19 protein-coding genes are annotated in these 23302 nt (G+C 73.1%); 7 read left to right on the top strand and 12 right to left on the bottom strand.

Annotation, left to right across the window (positions count from 1 at the left end; genetic code table 11):
* The first annotated feature begins 79 nt into the window (after positions 1-79).
* Together DEI88_RS10485 and purE are read left to right on the top strand one after the other, a co-directional pair.
* On the top strand, positions 80-1786 hold the full coding sequence (locus tag DEI88_RS10485) for a glycoside hydrolase family 6 protein (RefSeq protein WP_111071366.1): 1707 nt from the start codon (positions 80-82) through the stop codon (positions 1784-1786).
* Between the two features lie 162 nt (positions 1787-1948).
* Positions 1949-2416, top strand: a complete 468-nt coding sequence (gene purE / locus DEI88_RS10480) for a 5-(carboxyamino)imidazole ribonucleotide mutase (protein WP_111009629.1) — start codon at positions 1949-1951, stop codon at positions 2414-2416.
* Between the two features lie 71 nt (positions 2417-2487).
* Here purE and DEI88_RS10475 read toward each other — a convergent pair whose 3' ends face one another.
* The gene (locus tag DEI88_RS10475) at positions 2488-3630 is read right to left on the bottom strand and encodes a glycosyltransferase family 4 protein (protein ID WP_111071367.1); all 1143 of its coding nucleotides are present in this window, start codon (positions 3628-3630) and stop codon (positions 2488-2490) included.
* Positions 3631-3721: 91 nt separating this feature from the next.
* Positions 3722-4735 carry a lysylphosphatidylglycerol synthase transmembrane domain-containing protein gene (locus tag DEI88_RS10470; protein ID WP_146242879.1) on the bottom strand — a complete coding sequence of 338 codons (1014 nt, stop codon included), beginning with the start codon at positions 4733-4735 and terminating at the stop codon, positions 3722-3724.
* 63 nt (positions 4736-4798) lie between these two features.
* Here DEI88_RS10470 and DEI88_RS10465 point away from each other — a divergent pair, with 63 nt between their 5' ends.
* Positions 4799-5893 carry a glycosyltransferase gene (locus DEI88_RS10465; RefSeq protein WP_220038111.1) on the top strand — a complete coding sequence of 365 codons (1095 nt, stop codon included), beginning with the start codon at positions 4799-4801 and terminating at the stop codon, positions 5891-5893.
* A gap of 64 nt (positions 5894-5957) precedes the next feature.
* Here DEI88_RS10465 and rfbD read toward each other — a convergent pair whose 3' ends face one another.
* From rfbD to DEI88_RS10450, 3 genes are read right to left on the bottom strand one after another with little or no spacing between them, the layout of a single operon-like run.
* A complete protein-coding gene (rfbD, locus tag DEI88_RS10460; protein WP_111071368.1) occupies positions 5958-6809 on the bottom strand; it encodes a dTDP-4-dehydrorhamnose reductase in 852 nt (283 codons plus the stop codon).
* Positions 6806-7792, bottom strand: coding sequence for a dTDP-glucose 4,6-dehydratase (rfbB, locus tag DEI88_RS10455; protein ID WP_111013465.1), 987 nt, complete (start codon positions 7790-7792; stop codon positions 6806-6808). The genes rfbD and rfbB overlap by 4 nt, the downstream gene beginning before the upstream one ends.
* Positions 7793-7832: 40 nt before the next feature.
* Entirely contained in the window at positions 7833-9395 is a 1563-nt protein-coding gene (locus DEI88_RS10450; RefSeq protein ID WP_181441171.1) for a DUF2142 domain-containing protein, read from the bottom strand.
* 120 nt (positions 9396-9515) lie between these two features.
* On the opposite strand from DEI88_RS10450, the gene DEI88_RS10445 reads away from it, so the two are divergent.
* A complete protein-coding gene (locus tag DEI88_RS10445) occupies positions 9516-10121 on the top strand; it encodes a dTDP-4-dehydrorhamnose 3,5-epimerase family protein (protein WP_111009536.1) in 606 nt (201 codons plus the stop codon).
* A 5-nt stretch (positions 10122-10126) separates the two neighbouring features.
* Positions 10127-10990 (top strand): glucose-1-phosphate thymidylyltransferase RfbA, encoded by an 864-nt coding sequence (gene rfbA, locus DEI88_RS10440; RefSeq protein ID WP_111009537.1) that lies wholly within the window; start codon positions 10127-10129, stop codon positions 10988-10990.
* 77 nt (positions 10991-11067) lie between these two features.
* On the opposite strand, the gene DEI88_RS10435 is transcribed toward rfbA, so the two are convergent.
* Genes DEI88_RS10435 through DEI88_RS10425 form a run of 3 tightly spaced genes read right to left on the bottom strand, consistent with a single transcriptional unit; the run spans position 11068 to position 15177 of the window.
* On the bottom strand, positions 11068-12708 hold the full coding sequence (locus DEI88_RS10435; RefSeq protein ID WP_111071370.1) for a DUF2142 domain-containing protein: 1641 nt from the start codon (positions 12706-12708) through the stop codon (positions 11068-11070).
* Positions 12705-14258, bottom strand: coding sequence for a DUF2142 domain-containing protein (locus DEI88_RS10430; protein ID WP_111071371.1), 1554 nt, complete (start codon positions 14256-14258; stop codon positions 12705-12707). The genes DEI88_RS10435 and DEI88_RS10430 overlap by 4 nt, the downstream gene beginning before the upstream one ends.
* The gene (locus tag DEI88_RS10425; protein ID WP_375334619.1) at positions 14248-15177 is read right to left on the bottom strand and encodes a glycosyltransferase family 2 protein; all 930 of its coding nucleotides are present in this window, start codon (positions 15175-15177) and stop codon (positions 14248-14250) included. The genes DEI88_RS10430 and DEI88_RS10425 overlap by 11 nt, the downstream gene beginning before the upstream one ends.
* Before the next feature lie 109 nt (positions 15178-15286).
* Between DEI88_RS10425 and DEI88_RS10420 the strand changes: the two genes are divergently transcribed.
* Complete coding sequence (locus DEI88_RS10420; RefSeq protein WP_146246009.1) at positions 15287-17194, top strand: glycosyltransferase family protein; 1908 nt, start codon at positions 15287-15289, stop codon at positions 17192-17194.
* Entirely contained in the window at positions 17181-18761 is a 1581-nt protein-coding gene (locus DEI88_RS10415; protein WP_111071373.1) for a glycosyltransferase family protein, read from the top strand. Before DEI88_RS10420 ends, DEI88_RS10415 begins: the two co-directional genes overlap by 14 nt.
* 110 nt (positions 18762-18871) lie before the next feature.
* On the opposite strand, the gene DEI88_RS10410 is transcribed toward DEI88_RS10415, so the two are convergent.
* From DEI88_RS10410 to DEI88_RS10395, 4 genes are read right to left on the bottom strand one after another with little or no spacing between them, the layout of a single operon-like run.
* Positions 18872-20026, bottom strand: a complete 1155-nt coding sequence (locus tag DEI88_RS10410) for a glycosyltransferase family 2 protein (protein WP_111036598.1) — start codon at positions 20024-20026, stop codon at positions 18872-18874.
* Positions 20027-20074: 48 nt separating this feature from the next.
* On the bottom strand, positions 20075-20941 hold the full coding sequence (locus DEI88_RS10405) for a glycosyltransferase family 2 protein (protein ID WP_111071374.1): 867 nt from the start codon (positions 20939-20941) through the stop codon (positions 20075-20077).
* Positions 20938-22053 (bottom strand): glycosyltransferase family 4 protein, encoded by a 1116-nt coding sequence (locus DEI88_RS10400; protein ID WP_111071375.1) that lies wholly within the window; start codon positions 22051-22053, stop codon positions 20938-20940. The genes DEI88_RS10405 and DEI88_RS10400 overlap by 4 nt, the downstream gene beginning before the upstream one ends.
* A gap of 2 nt (positions 22054-22055) precedes the next feature.
* Positions 22056-23300 carry an ABC transporter ATP-binding protein gene (locus tag DEI88_RS10395; RefSeq protein ID WP_111071376.1) on the bottom strand — a complete coding sequence of 415 codons (1245 nt, stop codon included), beginning with the start codon at positions 23298-23300 and terminating at the stop codon, positions 22056-22058.
* Positions 23301-23302 lie beyond the last annotated feature (2 nt).

The raw sequence follows: 23302 nt of genomic DNA, 5'->3' as shown, positions 1-23302 counted from the left end.
TCACGTGTGCTCCCGACGCACGTTCCACCCCGTGCGTCCCCGACGCACGACCGCGCCCACCACGCCGTCAGGAACGTCCATGCTCCGCTCTCTCTGCGCCGCGACCGCCGGGATCGTCGCGGCCGCCGCCGCGATCGTCTCGATCGCCGTCGTGCCCGTGTCCGCGGCGTCCGCCGCGTCGGGTACACCCCTCACCGTCGCCACGGTCCACAGCGCCGCGTCGAGCGGCGTCTTCGCCGGCGGACCGTACCGCGAGCCCACGAGCCAGGCGGCCCAGGCGGCCAGCAGCCTCGCGGCGGCGGGCGACAGCAGCGGGGCCGCGGCCGCCCGCGCCATCGCGCAGTACCCGGTCGCGATCTGGCTGGGCGAGTGGTACTCGAACGCGCAGCTCGTCGACCTCCTCACCTCGACGGAGGCCGCGGCGGCCGGGGCGGGCGCGACGCCCGTCTACGTCACCTACGCGATCCCGAACCGCGACTGCGGCGGCTACTCGTCCGGCGGCATGACCGCGACGCAGTACACGCGGTGGGTGGACCTCATCGCATCGACCCTGCGGGGGAAGCGAGCGGCCGTGATGGTCGAGCCGGACTCCCTCGCGATGCTGAGCAGCTGCCCCGACGAGGCGACGAGCCGGTACGCGCTCCTGTCGCACGAGGTCAGCGCCTTCACCGCCGCGGGGGTCCCGGCGTACCTCGACGGGGGGAACTCGAACTGGGTCGCCCCGGCCACCATGGCGCAGCGCCTCCGTTCCGCGGGTGTCGCCGATGCGCGCGGCTTCTTCAGCAACGTCGCGAACTACTACCCGACCGCGCAGGAGCAGGCCTACGACCAGCAGGTCTCCGCGGCGACGGGCGGCGCCCACTACGTCATCGACACGTCACGCAACGGGCAGGGCTGGCGGGGCACCTGGTGCAACGGGCCCGGAGCCGGACTCGGCGCGGCCCCGCGCGTCGTCGACGACGGCACGGCGCTCGACGCCCTCCTGTGGGTGAAGACCCCCGGCGCGAGCGACGGTTCCTGTGGCGGTGCGCCCGCCGCGGGGGAGTGGTACCCGAGCTACGCCCGGGCCCTCGTCGCGAACGCCGTGCTGGACCCGAACGGCACCGTGAGCGCGAGCTCCGGCAACGGCGGCACGACCGCGCCCGCGGGATCCGCCCCGAAGGGGTCGTTCGACCGCGCCACCGCGGTCACGGCCGGTGTCACCGTCCAGGGATGGGCGTTCGATCCCGACGCGACCCGAACGCCCCTGTCCGTCCGGATCACCGTCGACGGCGCGGCGACCACGATCACCGCGAACGTCACCCGGCCCGACGTCGCGCGCGCCTACGGCGTCACGGCCGCGCACGGGTTCTCCGCCACCGTCCCGGCGACGAGCGGGAAGCACGCGGTCTGCGCGAGCGCGGCCGGGGTCGCGGGCGGCGGCGACAGCAGCCTCGGATGCAGGACCGTGACCGTCCCGTCCGTCAGCCCGAAGGGGTCCTTCGACTCGGCGACCGGCGCGGCCGGTGGCATCCGGGTGGCCGGATGGGCGTTCGACGGCGACCAGACCGGGACCGCCCTCACCGTCCGGGCCGCCATCGGGTCGACGACGACCACGTTCAGGGCCGACACGACGCGGAAGGACGTCGCGCGGGTGTACGGCGCGGGGGCGTCCCACGGCTTCACCGCACTCGTCCCCGCGGCGGCCGGGTCGCGGAGGGTCTGCCTGACGGCGGTGAGCGTCGGCGGTGGCGCCGACACGAGTCTCGGGTGCAAGACCGTCACGGTGCCGAACACGAGCCGGTAGGCACACCGACCGCGGTGGCCGGTGTGCCGGCGCGGCCATCTCGACGCGCGGACGGACGGACGAACGGACGGGCGGACCGCGGCCGGGTGCCCGGTCCCGCGCCGGTAACATCGACCCGTGACCGACACCACCGCACCGTCGTCCCCGCTCGTCGCGATCGTCATGGGATCCGACTCGGACTGGCCGACGATGCGCGCGGCCGCCGAGATCCTGACCGAGCTCGGCATCCCGTTCGAGGCGGACGTCGTTTCCGCCCACCGCACGCCCGACAAGATGATGCGGTTCGGTCGGGAGGCCGCCGGTCGCGGCATCCAGGTCGTCATCGCCGGCGCGGGTGGTGCGGCGCACCTCCCCGGCATGCTCGCGGCCGTGACGACGCTGCCCGTCATCGGCGTTCCCGTGCAGCTCGCGCGGCTCGACGGCCTCGACTCACTGCTGTCGATCGTGCAGATGCCCGCGGGAGTACCCGTGGCGACCGTCTCGATCAACGGCGCGGCCAACGCGGGGCTCCTCGCGGCCCGCATCATCGGCTCCGCCGACGCCGCCGTCTCCGCGCGTCTGGCCGACTACGCCGCGGGACTCGAGGACCTCGTCGAGCAGAAGGCGGCGGCGCTCCGCGCGCAGCTCTGAGGGGTGCCGGGCCGACCACGGCGTCCCGGGCGGCGCGGCGAGGCCGGTGACGGGCCTCCCGCGCGTGCCGTTCAGAGGTCGGCGTGCAGGTGCCAGACCTCGGCGGCCGAGTCGCGCCAATCGAACATGCGCGCGCGGTCGGGACCGGCGACCCGGAGCTGCGCGGCGAGCGCCTGGTCGCCGACGACCTGGAAGATCGCGTGGGCGAGCCGTTCCGGGTACGTCTCGATGGGGTTCGTGTCGACCACGACCGCGGCGTCCGCGGCGACCTCGCGCACGGCCGGCGCGTCCGAGTGGATGACCGGCGTGCCGAGGCTCATCGCCTCGATCACGGGCAGGCCGAAGCCCTCGGCCAGGCTCGGGAACACGAACACCGACGCGCGGGCGTAGACGACCGCGAGGTCGGCGTCCTCGATCCGTCCGAGGACCTTGACGCGGTCCGGGGCGAGGCCCGCGGCGGCGGCCGTGCCGGCCACGTCGACGTCGCCCCAGCCGTCCGGACCGCTGATGACGAGCGGGAGGTCGGCGGGAGCATCGGGGCGCGCCATCGCCGCGATGAGGTGCCCGAGGCCCTTGCGCGGTTCGAGCGTCCCCACCGCGAGCACGTACGTCTCCGGGAGGCCCAGGCGCTCGGCCCGCACGTCGGCGTCGACCGGGACCCGGAGTCGCCCGCTCGGCGCTCCACCGATCACGCGGAGGCGGTCCTCGAACCGGTGGATCTCGTTGAGCTCGGCCGCGACCGCGTGCGTGGGCACCACGACGGCGTCCGCGTACTTGTACGCGCGCTTCACCATCGCCTTGTGGAAGTGGACACCGCGGGGCGTCAGGGTCTCGGGGTGGGTCCACGGCACGACGTCGTGCACCGTGACGACCGTCTGCCGGCCCGGCTCCAGACCACGGTCGTGCTTGACCAACGGGGCGAGCACGCTCGGCGCGTGCACCATCCCGCGGCTGGCGCCGTGGGCGAACCCGCCCTGCCAGGCGAGCGAGAGCTCGCGGCGGGGCAGCGACAGGCGCTCGAGGTCCGCCAGGCCCGGCAGGAGCGTCCGGATGTGCGCCAGGTCCCCGGCGTCGACGGCCGACACGATGCCCTCGACGTCGCAGCCCGCCGGTGCGGTGGCGATGAGTTCCCGCGTCAGTTCCTCGGCGTACCGCCCGATCCCGCCCGGCACCGGGGCCACGATCTGGTCGACGATCACGCGGAGGGTGGTCATGGGGCTGTTCGGTCTCCTGGAGTTCGCCGACGACGCGTCGGACCCGGTCTCGCTCGGCCCGCGGACGTCCCCGGCAGGCCGCACGAACCTATCAGTGCTGCCCTGGAGTTCCGCGAGAGCCGAGCGCGCCGAGGTCGTCCCGCTCGGTCGGGACCGCGACGGGCGGCACGGGACGGTGCCGCCGGTTCAGCACGAACACGGCCGCGAACACGACGTCGACGACCGTGAGCAGCACCCGGGACATCACCGCGACGCTCACCGCGGTCCCGCTGGCGAGCGGCACGCCCGCCACGAGCAGCGCGGTGAGCGTGGCCTCCCGCCCGCCGAGCCCGGCCGGCAGGAAGAACACGACGAAGCCGACGAGCCACGCGAGCGCGTAGCCGCCGATCACGAGCAGGAACACGCCGGGGCGGAGGTGCGCGAGCGGCGACAGGACGAGGGCGATGTGCGTGCCGAACAGCCCCCAGGCGAGCGCCGCCCACCCGAACGCGCGGGCCAGGGTCGGGTAGGGGATCGTGAGCTGACCGAGCTCCCGACGCGTCACCCGCGAGGCCAGGCGCATGCCGAAGCCGAGCACGGACGGGTGGAGTGCGGCGACGACGATGGGCACGAGCAGGAGCACGAACCAGTAGGTCCGGAAGGCGCCGGGGGCGACGAACGGGATCGTGACGGCCGCCACGCAGACGCCGGCACCGCAACTGACGAGCAGGGTCAGCATGCCGACGGCGACGCTCTTGGCCGCGGGCACCTTGTGCTCGCGGCCGAGGTCCGCCTGCGCGACGATCGGCCACACCGAGCCCGGGATGTACTTGCCGATCTGTGACAGGAAGAACACGCGCTGCGCGGCACCGAGCGGGAGGCGGTGCCCCGCGCCGGCCAGGAGGCTCCGCCAGGACAGGAACGTCACCCACGTCGCGGCGAACCCGAGCAGGAGTGCGAGCGCGAGCGGCGCCGGACGTTGCCGCGCGAAGGCGGCGGCGATGTCGTCCGCGCGCGGCACGAGGAACGCCACGCACAGCGCCAGTGCGAGCACGAGGGCGACGACGCGGATGACGGTCCGGCGGCTGCGTCGCGGGGCGGGCGGCGTCTCGGGGCTCGTGGTCATGATCACCTAGGGTAGTTCGCGGCCGATGACGCATCGGCCCGGGCAGGGAGGACACGAGGCCACGTGCGCATTCTCGCATTCGGGACGTACCAGGCGGCGAACCACCCGCGCGTCACGGTGCTCGTCGAGGGCCTCCGTGCCCGGGGCCACCGGGTCGTCGAGGCGAACGTGCCGCTCGGCCTGAGCACCCGGGACCGCGTGGCCATGCTCGGGTCGCGGACCGGGGCGGTCCGGATGGCCGTGCGGCTGCTGTCGTCGTGGAGCCGGCTCGCCGTCCGGGCACTGCGGGTCCGCGCCGCCGGTCGTCCCGACGCACTGCTCGTCGGGTACATGGGGCACTTCGACGTCTGGTTGGCGCGAGCGCTGTTCCCCCGGACCACCATCGTGCTCGACCACCTGATCTTCGCCGCGGACACAGCGGCCGACCGCGGCGTCGGCGGTGGCGTCGTCCAGCGCGCCCTCCGGTGGCTCGACCGCGCCGCCCTCACCATCGCCGACGTCATCGTCCTCGACACCGAGGAACACCGGGACCTCGTGCCGGCCGCGCTGCGGTCGAAGGCGGTCGTCGTGCCCGTCGGCGCGCCCGCGGAGTGGTCCGCGGTCGAGCCCGCGCCCGAGCCCGGGGACGGACCCGTCCGCGTCGTGTTCTTCGGACTGTTCACGCCCCTCCAAGGGGCCGCGGTGATCGGGCACGCGCTCGCGGGCCTCCCCGAGGGGCTCGTCGAGGTCTCCATGATCGGGGCCGGTCAGGACCTCGACGCCACGCGCGCGGCCGTCGGCGACCGACCCGACGTCACCTGGACGCCCTGGGTGGAGGCCGCCGACCTGCCGTCCGTGGTCGCCGCGCACCACGTCGGTCTCGGCGTGTTCGGGACGACCGACAAGGCGCTCCGGGTGGTGCCGAACAAGGTGTACCAGTGCGCCGCGGCGGGTACCGCGATCGTCACGAGCGACACACCGCCGCAGCGACGGATGCTGGGGGAGGACGCGCTGTTCGTGCCGCCCGGGGATGCCGACGCGCTCGGCGCGGCGCTGCGCGGTCTCGCCGAGGACCGTGATCGGTTGGCGGCGCTCCGGAGGGCCGCCCGGAGCCGTGCCGCCGGGTTCCGACCGGCCGCGGTGGTCGCCCCGCTCGAGGAGCGGCTCGCCCGGCGCTGAACGCGGTCGGCGCAGGGCGCGATGGCCCAGGGCGGCGCCGGGCCGCGACGGCGCCCGGCGACCCTCAGGCGGTCAGGACCCCCGCTGCCGCGGCGGCGTGCAGGGCGTCCCGCCAGTCGCGCATCGGCGCGATCCCGGCCGCCGCCCAGCCGTCGTGCCCGAGCACGCTGTAGGCCGGACGCGGTGCCGGACGGACGAACGCACTGCTGTCCGTCGGGAGCACGCGCTCCGGGTCGAGGCCGGCCTCGGCGAAGATCGCCTTGGTGAACTCGAACCACGAGGCCTGCCCGCTGTTCGTGCCGTGGTAGACCCCGGCGGGAGCGTCGGCGTCGAGGAGCGCGACGATCTGCCGTGCGAGGTCGCCCGTCCACGTGGGCTGGCCGACCTGGTCGGTGACGACGCTCACCGTGTCGTGCGACGCCGCGAGCCGGAGCATCGTCTTGGCGAAGTTCGGGCCGCCGGCGCCGTAGAGCCACGCGCCCCGGACGATGTACGACGAGTGCGGGGCGACGGAGCGGACGAACGCCTCGCCCTCGGCCTTCGTGCGACCGTAGGCGCTCACCGGGTGAGTCGGCGTGTCCTCGGCGTAGGGCGTCGTCGCCGTGCCGGCGAACACGTAGTCCGTCGACACGTGGACGAGCCGGGCGCCGGACTGGACCGCGGCCCGGGCGAGCATCTCGGCGCCCTGGGCGTTGACGCGCCGCGCCGTGGCCTCGTCGGTCTCGGCGTCGTCGACCTTCGTGTACGCCGCCGCGTTGATGACGACGTCGTGGCCCTCGACCGCGGCACCGACGGCGCTGCCGTCGCTGATGTCGAGTTCGGCACGCGTCAGCGCGGTCACCGCCCGCCCGAGGAGCGCCTGCTGGAGGTCCTGGCCGAGCATGCCGCCCGCGCCGGTGATGAGGTACCGGGTCATGCGAGCGCCGCACGCTCCTTGAGCGGCTCCCACCACGCGCGGTTGTCGCGGTACCACTGCACGACGTCGGCGAGGCCCTGCTCGAACGGCACGAGGGGCTCGTAGCCGAGCTCGGCCTGGATCTTCGAGATGTCGACGGAGTAGCGGAGGTCGTGCCCGAGCCGGTCGGCCACGCGGTCGACGTACGACCAGTCCTTGCCCGTGGCGTCGAGCAGCAGCTGGGTCAGCTCCTTGTTCGTGAGCTCCGTGCCGCCGCCGATGTTGTAGATCTCGCCCGCGCGGCCCCGGGTCAGGACCATGGCGATGCCGCGCGTGTGGTCGTCGACGTGCAGCCAGTCGCGGATGTTGTCGCCCTCGCCGTACAGCGGGACGTGCTGGTCGTCGATGAGGTTCGTGACGAACAGCGGGATGACCTTCTCGGGGAAGTGGTACGGGCCGTAGTTGTTCGAGCACCGTGTGATCGACAGGTCGAGCCCGTGGGTGCGGTGGTAGCTGCGCGCGAGCAGGTCGCTGCCGGCCTTCGACGCGGAGTACGGGGAGTTGGGCTCGAGCGGCCGGTCCTCGGTCCACGAGCCCTCGGCGATCGAGCCGTAGACCTCGTCGGTGGAGACGTGCACGAAGCGCTGGGTGCGGTGCCGCAGGGCCGCGTCGAGGAGGCGCTGGGTGCCGACGACGTTCGTCTCGACGAAGACGCCGGAGTCCCGCACGGAACGGTCCACGTGCGACTCGGCGGCGAAGTGCACGATCGCATCGATGCCGGGGACGACCTCGTCGAGCTTGGCCGCGTCGGTGATGTCGCCGTGCACGAAGGTGTAGCGCGGGGAGTCGGCGACCGGGGCGAGGTTCTGCTCGTTGCCGGAGTAGGTCAGCGCGTCGTAGACGACGACCTCGGCGCCCTCGAGGCCCGGGTAGGCGTCCTCGAGCGTGCGTCGGACGAAGTTGGAGCCGATGAACCCGGCTCCACCGGTGACGAGGATCTTCACGGACTGTTCCTAACGGTCTGGCGGAGGGTCGCCGAGGATTCTAGCGGGACGCCGCGGGGGCTCGTCGGAGCGACGGGCGGTCCGGCCCCGCGCCGACGGCGGTCGTTCCGACGTCGCTCCCGCGGCCGGCCGATCGCCACACCGCGACGACCGTCGCGCTCCCGGCGACGGCCAGGAGGCACACGGCCGCGAGCAGGACCGGCGCACCGAGCGGGGTGGTCGCGGCGAGGTGGGCGAGGCCGGCGCGGGTGACACGGAGCGCCGCGCCCTCGTCGAAGCCGCGGTAGGCGACGGACAGTCCGTAGACCGCCATGACGGGCGCCCCGACCGCGACGACCCGACCGGCGACGGGCCACCAGCGCGCCGGGAGCAGACGGAGTCCGCCGACGGCGGCGACGAGCAGGAGCGCGGCGAGCGCCACGAAGAAGTACCGCCCCTGCGCCCCGGTGATCCGGTGCAGCCGACCGTACGACTGCCAGTTGTTCGCCAGGAGGAGGAGCAGGGACACCGCCGGGAACGTCACGAGCGCGAGCACGGGTCCACGCCACCGTGACCGGAGCACGACCGCGGCGACCACGGTGACGAGTCCGGCGATGGTGAGCGCCACCACGACGACCGGGTCGATCGGGTACGAGAGGAGTCCGAACCGGCCCCAGAACGACGTCGTGAGCGCGGACCACTCGCTCGACAGGAAGAACCCCGGGTCGCGCTGCTGGCCCGGGGCCCACGGCGACGCCGTCCAGGTGCCGGCGAGCCCGTTCGGCTGGACGGTGCCGTAGCGCACGACGTTGCGGACCCACCACCAGCCCCCGAGCGCGGCGCCGATCGCGAGGGCCACCGCCGCACGTCCCAGCCGTACGCGGAGACGAGCCGTGGTGGCCACGACGAAGGCGAGGCCGACGAGCGGGACGGCGGGGAACCCGGTCGCCTTCGTGGCCACCAGGACGCCGAGGGCGGCGCCGAGTGCGACCGTGGTGCGCCACCGGAGATCGCCGGTGGCCACTCGGACCGTCAGCCAGGTCACGACCGCGCCGAGCAGGATCACGAGCGCGTCGTTCGTGACCGAGGAACCGATCTGGGCCAGTTGCGGCACGGCCGCCAGGGCCGCAGCCGCGACGAGGCCGAACCGCCGGGACCGCGTGAGGCGACGGCCGGCAGCCCAGACGAGCATGGGCAGCGGCGCGACGAGTGCGACGTCGAGGAGGCGGAGGACGACGATCACGTGGTCCCACCGCAGGTCCTCGAACCCGACCACGCGGAGCACGACGGCCGCCAGGGCGTAGGCGGTCGGTGGATGCTGGGTCATCTGGTCCGCTCCGGCGCTCGCACCGGGGGCGGCACGGACGAGTTCGGCCCAGGTGCCCCGGTCGGCCGGCGCGGTCGTCGCGACCTCGGCGCGGGCCGCGAGGAGCGCGTTCGACACCCGCAGTGCGCCCGGCGCCGGCCAGCCCTCACCCGTGGCGATCGCCACGACGGCACCGGTGTGCGGCAGTTCGTCGGGCGCCTGGAAGAGCGGCGTGAGGAGCGCCCAGACGACGAGCAGGAGGGTGAACGCCGCGGTGATCGAGCCGATCGTCCAGCGCTCCGTGCGGGTGACTGGCATCCGGACCTCCATCGTCGGCGAGCTTACCGATGGGCCACCGCCCCGCCCCGCCCACCCGCCGACCCGCGCCGCGCCGCTCCCGGGCGAGGGCGCGAACCGGTGCCTTGCTACGCTCTCGGGGTGCAGATCCGCGAACTGAAGATCCCCGACAGCTACGAGATCACGCCGAAGCAGTTCGGGGACGACCGTGGCGTGTTCCTCGAGTGGTACCGCTTCGACCGCCTGGCCGAGGCCACCGGCCGTTCGATCGACCTCAAGCAGGCGAACACGTCCGTGTCGAAGCGCGGCACCGTCCGCGGCATCCACTTCGCGGACATCCCGCCGAGCCAGGCCAAGTACGTGACGGCGACGCACGGCGCGGTCCTCGACTTCGTCATCGACATCCGGGTCGGCTCGCCGACGTACGGCGAGTGGGACTCGGTGCTCCTCGATGACGAGGACCGGCGGGCGATCTTCCTGTCCGAGGGGCTGGGCCACTGCTTCGTCGCACTGACGGAGGGCGCCACGGTGTCCTACCTCGTCACGGACGTCTACCAGCCCACGCGCGAGCACGGCATCAGCCCGGTCGACCCGGCCATCGGGCTCGCGTTCCCGGAGGAGGCGGGCGAGCTGCTGCTGTCCCCGAAGGACACCGAGGCGCCGACGCTCGCCGAGGCCGAGGCACAGGGGCTGCTGCCGCAGTGGGCGGACGCCCGGTCGTTCTACGACTCGCTGAAGGGGGCCTGATCGCGATGAAGGGCATCATCCTCGCCGGCGGTTCCGGCACGCGGCTGTGGCCCATCACCAAGGGCATCTCGAAGCAGCTCATGCCGATCTACGACAAGCCGATGGTCTACTACCCGCTGTCGACGCTCATGATGGCCGGGATCCGCGAGGTCCTCGTGATCACGACGCCGGAGTACAACGACCAGTTCCGTGCGCTCCTGGGCGACGGCTCCGCGCTCGGCATGACGATCGAGTACGCGGTCCAGCCCTCGCCCGACGGCCTCGCGCAGGCGTTCGTCATCGGCGAGGACTTCATCGGGGACGACAGCGTCGCGCTCGTCCTCGGCGACAACATCTTCCACGGAGTCGGCCTCGGCACGAACCTCCGCAAGAACACCCACATCGACGGCGCGACGATCTTCGCGTACCACGTCTCCGACCCCAAGGCCTACGGCGTGGTCGAGTTCGACGACGCCTTCCGCGCGATCTCGATCGAGGAGAAGCCCGCCGAGCCGAAGTCGAACTACGCCGTGCCGGGGCTGTACTTCTACGACCACCGCGTCGTCGAGATCGCCAAGACGATCGAGCCGAGTGCCCGCGGTGAGCTCGAGATCTCGACGGTCAACGAGCGGTACCTCGAGGCCGGTGCGCTCAACGTCCAGGTGCTCGACCGTGGCACCGCATGGCTCGACACCGGCACCTTCGAGTCGATGATGCAGGCGTCGGAGTACGTGCGCGTGATCGAGGACCGGCAGGGCCACAAGATCGGCTGCATCGAGGAGATCGCCTGGCGGAACGGTTGGATCGACGACGCCGCGCTCGCCGCGCTCGCCGCACCGCTCGCGAAGAGCGGGTACGGCGTGTACCTGCAGCGCCTCCTCGACGCCTGACGCGCGTCCCGTCGCGCGGCACCCCGACGCCCCGGACCTCCGCCAGGAGCCGGGGCGTCGTCGCGTCCCGAGCTCCGTCAGTCGACGTCCGGGAGGCGGTCGGTCGCGGTCACGGGACCCGTGGCGGTGACCGACGGGACCGGGGTGGGCGGGGCCTCCCGGCCGGTCGTGTCCCGACCGGACCCGAGCCCGCACCAGCGCCACGCGAGCACCACCGCGACGACGACCGCGACCGCCATGAGGACGCCGACCACGGCGAGGGCGTGCGACCCGAGCGGCGTCGTGTACGCGAGGTGCGCGAGGCCGGGACGCGTGATCCCGAGGTTCGTCTGCTCGTACTCGCCCCGGTAGGCGACGCTCAAGCCGTACGCACCGACGGCCGGGGCCGCGACGACGAGGACCCGGGCGGCCCGGCGACGGAGCACCGGCCGGACCACGAGCGCGGACCAGGCGACCGCACTCATCGCGATCGCCGCGACGAGTGCGACGAACAGGAACCGCCCCTGGGTCCCGCCGATCTGGTGCAGGCCACCGTAGGACCGCCAGTCGTACGCGACGACGGCGAGGAGCACGGCCGCAGGCAGCGCGCCGAGTGCGACGACGGCACCGCGCTGCGGGAACCGGCGGGTGAACGACCACGCGATCGCGAGCAGCGCCACGAGCGACAGGAGGTCGGTGAGGATCGGGGTCATCGGGAACTGGAAGCCGCCGAACTCGCCCCAGAACGAGCGCGTCAGTCCGTCCCACTGCTGGTCGACGAAGAGTCCCAGGTTCCGCGTCGAGCCGGGCGGCCACGGCGTGACCGGGGTGAGACCGGCGAGACCGTTCGGCAGCGGGGTGTGGAAGGCGACGAGGCAGTGCACCCACCACCAGGAGCCGAGCACCACGCCGATCGCGAGCGCCACCCCGGCGCGGGCCAGCCGTGCCCGCCAGGGGAGGGCGCGTGCGGCGAGCACGACGACGGCGACGAACAGGACCGCCGGGAGGCCCGTGGCCTTCACCGACGCCAGCACGGCGAACGTCAGCCCGAGCGCGAGTGTCGTCCACCAGCGCCGGTCACCGGTGAGGATCCGGACGCCGAACCACGTCAGCAGGCCGCCCAGGAGGAACACGGGGGCCTCGTTGGTCACGGAGGAACCGATCTGCGCGAGCTGGGGCACCGCGAACAGCGCGAACGGCGCGACCGCTGCGAGTCGCGGCGCCCGCGTGAGCCGCCGGACCGTCGCCCAGACCAGGACCGGCAGCGGCGCGACGAGGAGGGCGTCGACCAGGCGGAGCACGACGACGGCGACGTCCCACCGGAGGTCGTGGAGGTGGAGGATCCGGAGGACGACCGCCGCAGCCAGGTAGTAGGTGGGCGGGTGCTGCGACATCTGGTCCACGAGCACCGATTCGCCAGGGTGCGCCGCGAGGAGGGCACCGACGGTGGGCCGCTGGAGGGGCGGGGTCGACGCGGCGGAGTCGACCGCGGCACGCGTCGCGTTGAGGTAGTGCAGCTGCCCGGGGGCGTCCCAGTGGCCGCCGAGCGCGAGGTGCAGCACGGCGTCGACGTGGGCGGCCTCGTCCGGGGCCTGGAACATCGGGGTGACGAGCGCCCACACGACGAGCAGGAGCGCGAACGCCAGCGTGACCACCGCGACCACCACGACCTCGCGCCGGGTCACCCGGGGGCGCGGCACGACCACCGCGGTGGCCGGGAGGCGCTCGGCGGCGGTCATACCGGGACCTCCTCGCTCCGCGCCGCGCGCGTCCGCGCCGCCGCGGCTGCGGGGATCGCCCACCACGTGGTGACGGCCGCCGCGACGAGGGCGACGCCGAGGAGCACGGTGAGGACCGTCACGCCGGCGCCGCCGACGGGACTCACGCTCGCGAGCCGGTGGAGGCCGTCCTGCGTGACGAGGAACTGGTTCTTCTCCCAGAAGCCGCGGTACCCGACGGTGACGCCGTACGCGGCCACGAGCACGGCCGTCACCAGGGCCACCCGGCCGAACCGGGCGCGACCTGCGGGCGTCAGGACGGCGCGTCGCCACGCGAGCGCGCTCAACGCCACGAGGGCCACGATGCCCGGGAAGAAGTACCGGCCCTGCACGCCGCCGATGAACTGCGTGCGGTCGTAGCTCTGCCAGTTGTTGAGCAGCTGGGTCGCGACGAGGAACGCGGGGAACACCGCGAGCGCGATCGCCGAGCGGAGCGCGGGGCCGCGCCGGAACCCCCACACGACGATCCCGCCGATCCCGACGATCGTGAGCAGGTCCGTCAGCACCGGGGTCATCGGGAACTGAGCGCGTCCGAAGTCACCCCAGAACGTCGGTCCGAGGCCCGTCCACTCGCTGTTGAAGAACTGGCCGAAGTTCGGCGTCGCCCCGCCGGTCCAGGGCTCGTCCGGACGGAGGGCGATGAGTCCGTTCGGCTGGAGCGCGTGGTACACGACGATGTTGTGGAGCCACCACCAGCCGCCGAGCACCCCGGCGACGGCGAGCGCGACGAGCGCCCGGACCGCGCGCACCACGGGACGGAGGACACCGACCCCGGACCAGAACGCGGCGACGGCGACGAACGGGATCGCGGGCAGACCCGTCGCCTTCGACGCGACCGTGAGTCCGAGCGCGACCGACAGCGCCAGGAGCGTGCGGCGTCGGACGTCGCCCGTCACGACCCGGACCCCGAGCCACGTGACGAGCGCACCGGCGAGCATGACGAGCGGGTCGTTGCTCGCGGAGGCACCGATCTGTGCGACCTGTGGCACCGCGAGGACGGCTGCCCCGCCGACGAGCGCCGCGGCGGGTGAGCCCGTCAGCCGTCGGGTCGTCGCCCACGCCAGCAGGGGGAGTGCGAGCACGAGGAGGGCGTCGAACAGCCGCAGGGTGAGCACGACGAGGTCGAACCGGAGGTGCTCGTAGTGCACGAGGTGCAGGACACCGGCGGCGAGCACGTAGTACGTCGGCGGGTGCTGCGTCATCTGGTTCACGCCGGTCTCGTGCGTGTACCGGCGTTCCAGCGCGCCCCACGTCGGGCCCTGGTCGGTCGGGACGTGTCCCACGAGCGCCTGCGCCTGGACCGTCGCGCCCTCGTAGCGGAGGTGCCCGGGTGCCGCCCAGCCGTCGCCGCGCGCCACGTGCACCACGGCGTCCACGTGGGCGGCCTCGTCCGGCGTGTGGAACAGCGGGGTCAGGACCGCCCACAGCGCGAGTACCAGCCCGAACGCGACCGTCAGCGCGACGACGGCGATGCGCTCGCGACGGGTGATCGGAGGGGCGTCAATCGCCATACCGGGCGAGCTTCTGGAGGTCGAGTGTCTCCTCTTGCAACGTCCGGTTCAGGCGTGTCAGGTCGGCGACCACGCCGATCACGATCGAGAGCAGGGCCGTGATGACGAGGACGACGCCGAGGATGAGCGACTGCAGGTGGTTGCCCCCGCCGTCCACCGCCAGCAGGACGAGGTACCGGACGAACGGGATGAGCCCGCACACGGCGAGCAGCACGCTGATCCAGGCGAACAGGGCCATGGGTCGGTACATCAGGTAGACCCGGGCGATCGCGGACCCCGACTGGAACATGTGCTGCCAGATGTTGCTGAAGAGGCGGGACTCGCGGGTCTTCGGGTTCGTGGTGATCGGCACGCTGGCGATCGCGAGGCGCTTGTACCCGGCCTGGACGATGGTCTCCATGCAGTAGCTGAAGCGCGTCACGATGTTCAGCCGGATGAGCGAGTACTTGGAGTACGCGCGGAAGCCGCTCGCGGCGTCGGGCAGGTCGAGGCCGGCCGCGCGGCTGGCGACCCAGCTGCCGAACTGCTGCATGCTCTTCTTGAAGGCCGAGAAGTGCTCGATGGTGCGGGTCTGCCGGTCACCGATGACGATGTCGGCCTCGCGCCGGAGGATGGGCTGCACCAGCTCGGTGATCATGGCCTGCGGGTACTGGTTGTCGCCGTCGGTGTTCACGACGATGTCGGCGCCGTGCAGGAGCGCGTAGTCGACGCCGTCCCGGAAGGACCGCGCGAGACCCATGTTCGTCGTGTGGTGCACGAAGTGCTTGACGCCGTGTTCGCGCGCGACCTCGACGGTGCGATCGGAGCAGCCGTCGTCGATCACGAGCAGCTCGACCTCGTCGATGCCGGGGATCTCGCGGGGGATCGAATCGATCACGGACGCGATCGTGGCCTCTTCGTTGAGGGCGGGGATCTGCACGAACAGTTTCAAAATTCGGAACACCTCGGGCTCTGGACAGCGCTGTCGATCCTAGCGGAGGTCGTGAGCGGAACGGTGTCGGCGGCGCGCGGGCACTACCCTCGGACGCATGGCGCTGACCCGGGGACCAGCTCGCGTCGCTGCGGGTGTCGCTCGACGCCTGTTGGCCGGTCGTGACGTCAGCCCACCCGACGCGGGGCACGCACCCGTCGTGCTCGGCATCGCGACGGAGATCGACCAGCGCGGCGTGGACCATGCGGCGCTCCGCGCCGACGTGACCACCGTCCTCGTGCTCGCCGACGTCCGGACGTCGCTCGCCGACCGCGCCGCCGCCCTCGACGCGGCCGCAGCGTCGGTCGACGCCGCGCAGGTGCTCCTGGCCACGTACGACGTCCACGCCGGACCCGCCACCGCACATCCCGTACCGCGCGTCCCGCAGGGGTGGCAGGGCGTCGACGAGCGCGTGCACGCGACGGTCGGCGGCGCCCTCGCCGCCGCGCTCCCGGCCGTGGTCGGAGCGCGTCTGCTCGTGGTCGACGCGGCGCTCGACGCCGAGCCGGAGGCGTGGGGACGCCTCCTCGACGCGCTCACGCCGGACACCGCGGTGGTCCAGGCGGTCGTGCGCACCCGCGACGACCTCGTCGCGAGCGCGGGTGCCGGGTTGATCCGTCCAGGGTGGCCCACGTGGCCGGTCCTCGAGGGGTTCCCGGTCGAGGACGTCGGCGAGGCGGGCACGGTGGTCTTCGCCGCCGACGAACCCGTCCTCGCCGTCCACACGAGCGCAGTCGGGATTCCGCCGCGCACGATCGACGCACAGGTCACGCTCGCCGCCTGGACACGTGCCGCTGCGGACGTGCACGGCGGTGCCGTGCGGGCCGTGCCGGTCGGACGCGTGTACCGGGACGCGCGCGAGACACCGCGGCGCCTCGACACCGACGCCGAGGCGGTCGTCCGCGGGTGGGACGACCGAGCGGACGCCTGGACGCCGACGACCCTCGCCGCGCGCGGGCTCGCCATCGCACGCGTCGACGCCGGTCCTGCGGGGCGTCCCGTCGCGCTGCGCGTCCCCGTGCCGTGGCTCGTGCGGGCCGTGCACGCGACCGATCGCGCCGTCCGTCTGCGCTGGTCGCTCAAGATCGCGGCCCACGCCGGCCCCCGCGGTGACGACTGGGGCGACCTGTTCTTCGCCCAGGACCTCGCGGCCGCCCTGCGGCGAGCAGGTCAGGAGGTCGTGGTCGACGCGCGGGACCGGCACGTCCGTCCACGCTCCGAGCACCTCGACGACGTCAGCCTCGTGCTCCGTGGACTCGACGACACCCCGGTCGTCCCCGGCGCCGTCAACGTGCTCTGGGTGATCAGTCACCCCGACCTCGTCACCGACCCGGAGCTCGCCCGGTTCGACCTGCGCTTCGCCGCGGGCGCTCGGTGGGCGGACGCCACGGCGGCCCGGACGGGACTGCCCGTCCGGACGCTGCTCCAGGCCACCGATCCCGCGCGGTTCGCACCCGGACCGTCCGATCCCGAACTCGCCAGCGACGTCCTCTTCGTGGGCAAGACCCGCGACACCGTCCGGCCGGTCGTCGCCGACGCGGTGGCGGCCGGCCTCGACCTGACGGTGTGGGGATCCGGGTGGGACGCGACACCGGTGGCGCCCCTGGTCCGCGGGGCGTTCCTCCCGAACGACCGCCTGCCCGACGCCTACCGCAGCGCTCGGGTCGTGCTCAACGACCACTGGCCCGACATGGCCGACGGTGGGTTCCTGTCGAACCGGCTCTTCGACGCCGCCGCCACGGGGGCCATCGTCGTGTCGGACGACGTGCCGGGCATCCGCGAGGTCGCAGGACCGAGCGTCGTGGTCACGGCCGGCGGTCCGGACGACCTGCGGCGCGTCGTCGCGGCCGCGCAACCCGGCGACGAGATGATCCGATCGGCGCGTGCCGCGGTGTTCGCCGAACACCATTCGTTCGACCGTCGAGCCGCCGTCCTGATCGAGGAGGTCCTCCGTGTCCGCAGCTGAGTCGTGGGCCGAGGGACCCCGGAGTGCGACGCGGGAGCGACGCCGGGAGGGACGGGCGCGGCGGGACGCGCGGCTCGAGGTCGCCGGGTTGGTCGCCGCCGTGGTGTTCGTCGTGCTCGCCTCGGTCGCCCGTGCGCTGAGCAACGGGCCGCTGTCGACGGCCGACGAGACCGCGCACCTCGACTACGCCTACGAGGTGTGGCACGGTCACCTCCCGGTCTTCGAGCGCGGGATCCAGTTCCACCCCGCCTTCGGGGCCGTCCCGCCCGTGCAGTGGGTCTCGCAGCACCCGCCGCTGTTCTACGCGCTCCTCGCGCCCGTGGTCGGACCGCTCATCGACGGCAACCACCTCTACATCGCGGTGATCGCCGGCCGGTTCGAGGACGCGCTCATCGCGGGGACGACGGTGCTCGCGACGTGGTGGGCCGCGCGGCAGGTGCGTCCGGGGGACCGCGTCGTCGCGGTCGTGGCCGCGCTCGCCACCGCGTCGACCGGCATGCTCATCCTCGTCGGTGGCGCGATCTACAACGACCTCGTCAACGTCACGTTCTGCGCGCTCGCGATCGGGCTGGCGGCGCGGGCGTTGCGGACCGGCCTGACGACGCGGCTCGTCGTCGCCGCGGCGCTCGTCGGCGTGGGCGGCATGCTGAGTCGGCTCGTGTTCGCCGTCTTCCTCCTGGGCCTCGTCGTCGCCCTGTTCGTCGCGCCGACCCGTGCCGTCACCGCGCGCGGGGCGTGGGGGCGCCGGGTGCTGGCGGCCGTCGTCGTCGGTGTCGTCGCCGCGCTCGGGGCGGGGTGGTTCTACCTCCGCAATCGCGCGCTCACCGGCAACGTCGCCGGCAGCCACCCGGCCTGGGCCGCGGCGCACCTCGGTCGGCACGACCGGACCGCGTCGTCCGTCGTGACCGACAAGGGGTTCTGGGAGCAGCTGTTCGCCGTGTACCGGGCCGGCCTGCCGACGACGAGCCCGCTCACGTGGGTCCTGCTCCTCGCACCGCTCGTGCTCGCCGCGGTCGTCGGTGTCGTCGTCCTCGTCCGCACGCTGCGTGCACGCGGACGCCGTCACGGCTCCGCCGCCGCCGATGCCCAGCCGACCGAGGCCGCCGGGGTCGTCGGGCGGCCGCTCTGGGGTGTCCCGGCAGGGTGGTGGATCGCGGCGATGATGGTCGCGGTCGTCGTGCTGACGGTGTTCCTCGAGGTCCGGTTCGTGATGGGCGGTGGCGCCCCGAACACGCGCTACGCGCTCCCGCTCGTCCCGGTCACCGCGATCGTCGGGGCGATCGGACTGACCGCGCTCGGGCGCATCGCGGGCACGGTCCTGACGGTGCTCTGGTCGATCTGCGCCGTCGTGGCCTACTCGAGCGCCGTCGGGCTCGTGACCCCGGTCGGCCCGGCGATCGCGCTGACCGCCACGCGTGGCGACTACGTCGTCTCGCTCGTCGTCTTCGCGTTCATGGTGGTGGCGGCCGTCGTGCTCCGCCTCCGGCGGCCGCCGGCAGTCGGTGTCGACGCGGGTTCCGAGTCCGACGTCCACGCCGACCACGGCGGACGGCCCGACGGCGCCTGAGCGTCGCGTCCGGAGTCTCCGGCGTCTCCGGCGTCTCCGGAGTCTCCGGCACCTCCGCGTCTCCGGCACCTCCGCGTCGCAGCGAGGACGACCGCGTGTCAGTGCGGGTGTCAGTGCGCGCGGATGCGCGACCGGACCGACCGGGCCACGTCGCCCGCACGGTCGGCCATACGCACGACGCGCCGCGCCCGCATGCGCTGGAGCTCGGCCTCCCGGTGGTTCGCGAGCTGCTCGACGGCGTCGATCCGGAGTTGCTGGTGCTGCACCGTCGACTCGAGCAGCCGCACGTTCTCGCGGACGCGTCCGAGTTCGGTCTCGCGGCGGTCGACCTCGGCATCGCGCGCCGCCAACGCGGCTCCGACCCGGCGCAGGTCGACGAACTCGTCCTCCGGGACGACCTCGTCCTCGCCGTCGGCAAGCGGCGTCCCGCGGTCGGCGAACGAGCGGACGAGGGAGTCGTCCCGGGTGAACGGCCCCGCTTCGGCTTCCGCCTCGGTGACGTGGCGGAGCGCGTAGTAGTGGAGCAGGACGCCCTCCTGGAGGCGCCGGTAGTCACGCATCCCGTGGTGGTTCGGGCTCGGGTTGAGGTCGGGGTTCGCCTCGTACGCGCGACCGGCGATCTCGACGCGGTGCTCGTACTGCCCCCACGATCGCCAGGGGAAGTGCAGGACCTCGAGCGCGAGGTCCTCGGCGGGGGCCTCGCCCGCGGGGATGGTCACGAGGTGGTTGCCCTGGACGACGGCGACGTCCGGGTGTCCGACGTGGATCGCGTTCCCCGACGGCTGCGAGATGAGGCCCGCTGCGTGCAGTTCGGACGCGGAGCGTTCGTCGCGCCACAGGAGCCGCGACAGACCGCCGCCGCGCCGAGCGAGGGGACCGACCATGTTGACGACGGGGACGACGAACGCGTTCACCGCGGGGTCGAGCCGTTCGAACACCTCGTGGAGCGTCAGGCTGCGGTCCTTGGCGAACAGGAACTCGTCGGCGTCCGCGTTGACGACCCAGTCGGCACCGTGCAGCGTGTGCGCCTCGCGGGCCATCCGTGTCACGGTCTCGCTCTGCTGCTTCCGGTGCACCGGGTCGTGTCGCAGGTCGACCTCGGCGACGCCGGACGCCGCGAACGCCTCGAGGGCCTCGCGGGTGCCGTCGACCGATCCGTTGTCGGTGATGACGAAGACGTCCACGCCCTGTGCGAGGTGGTGGTCCAACCACGGTCGGATGACGTCCGCTTCGTCGCGGACCATGAGCGTGACTGCGAGTTTCATCGGTGGAGTCCCGGGGAGGTGTCGGGTCGGCCTGGGAGGCCGACGTGGTCAGATGGTCGAACCGTGCATCCTGCTGCGGACACCCAGGGCGAGCCTGAGCGCGACGCGCAGCGGCCACAGGTACCACCCGTGGTACTTCGAGGCGAGGAACCGGTACGCGCTCGCGTGGTGTGCGTGGCGCATCCGCTCGGACACGCCACGGGTGGAGTGCGCCCCGACGTGCGTGACGCGAGCCGCCGGCTCGTACACGTTCCGGAAGCCGGCTCTGGAGAGCCGGTAGCCGAGGTCGACGTCCTCGAAGTACATGAAGTAGCGCTCGTCGAACCCGCCGATGCGCTCGAAGGCGCTGCGGCGCACGAGCAGGCACGCCCCCGACAACCAGCCGGCGTCGCGTCGTCGGGCGCCGTCGCGGTCGCTGTGGTACCGGGCGGTCCACGGGTTCCGGGGCCAGACGTTAGCGAACAGCGCGTGGCCGAGCCCGTTCCGGAGCGACGGGACGGCGCGCGCTGACGGGTAGACGGTCCCGTCCAGTTCGACGATCGCCGGGCCGACGGCGCCGATGTCCGCTCGTTCCGAGCCGGTCGCGAGGAGGCGGTCGACGGAACCGGGCGCGAGGACGACGTCCGGGTTCGACACGAGCACCCAGTCGACGTCCGGGGGGAGCGCGGCCACGGCGCGGTTCACCGCACTGCCGTACCCGGCGTTGGTGCCGAGTTCCAGGAACACGGCACCGCTCGCCTCCGTCGCCGCGCGGAGCCCGGCCAGGTCGTCGGACCGGTTGTCCGCGACGACGACCGGGACCCGGCCGGAGCACGACGCACCGGTCGAGGCGAGGAAGTCGGTCAGGTAGCGGCCGGAGTTGTAGCTGACGGTCACGATCCCGACGTGGGCCGTGCGTCGTTCGGTCGTCGTCATGCCGCGTAGACCTCCTCGTGCACGCGAGCGCACGCGCGCCAGGTGAAGGTCTGCGCACGCTGTCGGCCGTCGGTGGCGAGGGTGGAGCGTAGCGCCGGGTCGGCGAGCAGGCCCGCGAGACCCGCGGCGATCGCGTCCGCCGTGGGCTCCACGTACGCGACGGCGTCGCCTCCGACCTCCGGGATCGCCAGACGGCGCGTCGTCAGGACGGCGGCACCGCACGCCATGGCCTCGAGGACCGGGAGTCCGAAGCCCTCGCCGGTGCTCGGGTACGCCACGACGGTCGCGCCGCCGAGGAACGCGGCGAGATGGTCGTTGGGCAGGAAACCGAGGTGACGGAGGCGGGCGCCGGGCCGGTTCCCCGCGCGTTCGAGCAGGTCCCGAGCCGTCGGGTCCCAACCCAGGCCGCCGGAGACGACGAGCGGGGGAGCGTCCGGGAGTTCGGCGTGTGCGGCGACGAGGGCGGCGACCTGCTTCCGGGGCTCGACGGTCCCGAGGAACGCGACCCAGCCCTCGCTCGGGTCGAGGTCGTGCTCGGCCGCGAAGGAGCGCACGGCCTCCGAGGTCGGCTCGTGGAACACGGCAGGGTCGACGCCGAGGTGCGCGACGACGTTGGGGACCGCGGTGTGGGGCACGAAGCGGGCGATCTCCGCAGCCGTCGCGGCGCTCGGCGTGACCGTGGCCCGCGCGTGACGGCGGGCGAGTCGGGTCCACAGCCGGAAGAACCGGCGCTTCAGGGCCCCGTGTGCGTCGGGGTCGCTGAAGAAGGTCGCGTCGTGCAGCGTGACGACGGACCTGCGGCCAGCGGCGAGGGGGAACGTGTAGTGGGGACAGTGCAGCACCCGTGCCCGCGCCCGCAGGGCCAGGAGCGGCAGCCCGACCTGTTCCCAGAGCAGTCGGACCGGACGACGCGCCACGGCGGCGGGCGCGACCGCGTAGCGGTGCGACGGCGCCACCGATCGGAGCCACGACAGGTCGTCGGGTTTCACGACGACACCCACCGCCACGCCGTCCTCGGCCAGGCCGCGCAACAGGCCCACGATGTAGCGCGCCACGCCTCCGCGGTTCGGCGGGAGACTGGTCGCGTCGACGAGGACCGGGAGGTCGACCACCGTCAGGCGGGGATCTCGCGTGCGACGGTCGACACCCGCGTCATCCCGGCGTGACGGTCGTCGTCGGCCATGACGAACCGGGCCGCCTCGCGCAGGATCGCGATGTGCTCCCCGGTCTTCTTGGCGAGGAAGCAGTGGATGAAGTACGGGCCACCACCGAACTGGATGTCCCGGAGCCGGTACTCCACGATGGTCCGACCGTGCAACGGCTGGTGCGTGAAGCCGATCTTGCGGCTGTCCGTTCCGTACACGAGGTGGCCGTGCTGGTTCTCGATCTTGAACCCCGAGTTCCACTCCTCCAGCGGCGAAGTGTGGGACACGGTCATCCGGATGACGAGGTCGTCGCCCGGCTGGAGCTCCTCGCCCGGGGCGCGGCCCGGCGCGGCGATCTCGACGCGCTCGACCTTGCCGGGCGTCGCTTCCTCGCCCGCGGCCTCGGCCTCGGCGACGCGGCGACCCTCGAGGATCTCGCGGAAGTTCTTGACGGCGTGCCGCGCGGACCCCTGGAACTTGACCTCGCCGTGGTGCAGGACGACGGCGTGGTCGCAGAGCTCCTGGACCTGCCCGAGGGAGTGGCTGACGAGGATGATCGTCCGACCCTGCTGCTGGAACTCGCGGATCTTGTCGAGGCACTTCTTCTGGAACTGCTCGTCGCCCACGGCCAGGACCTCGTCGACGAGGAGGACGTCCGGGTCGGTGTGGATCGCGACGGCGAACGCGAGCCGGACGTACATGCCCGAGCTGTAGAACTTCACCTGCGTGTCGATGAACTCGCCGATGCCGCTGAACCGGAGGATGTCGTCGAACTTCTCCTCGGCTTCCTCTTGCGTGAGACCGAGGATCGCGGCGTTGAGGAACACGTTCTCGCGGCCGGTGAGGTCCGGGTGGAAGCCCGCACCGAGTTCGATGAGCGCGGCGAGGCGCCCGCGTCGAGCGACCGACCCCGTGCTGGGCTCGAGGATGCCGCCGATCACCTTGAGCAGGGTCGACTTGCCCGATCCGTTCGGCCCGAGCAGCCCGATCGTCGTCCCGGCCGGGATGTCGAGGTTGACGTCCTTGAGGGCCCAGAAGTTCTCGCTGTGTCGGCGCCCGGCGCGACCGAGCGTGACGATCCGTTCCTTGAGGGAGTTGTCCTTCCGGATGACGAAGCGCTTCGAGACGTTCCGGATGCTGACGACGGTCGGGGCGTCCTCGAACACGGCGTCCTCGGTCTCGCTCGGGGCGATGAGGTCGTTGTCGATCGACATGT

It is taken from the genome of Curtobacterium sp. MCBD17_003, assembly GCF_003234885.2.
Lineage (GTDB): Bacteria > Actinomycetota > Actinomycetes > Actinomycetales > Microbacteriaceae > Curtobacterium.
This window is presented reverse-complemented; position numbering and strand designations above follow the sequence as displayed.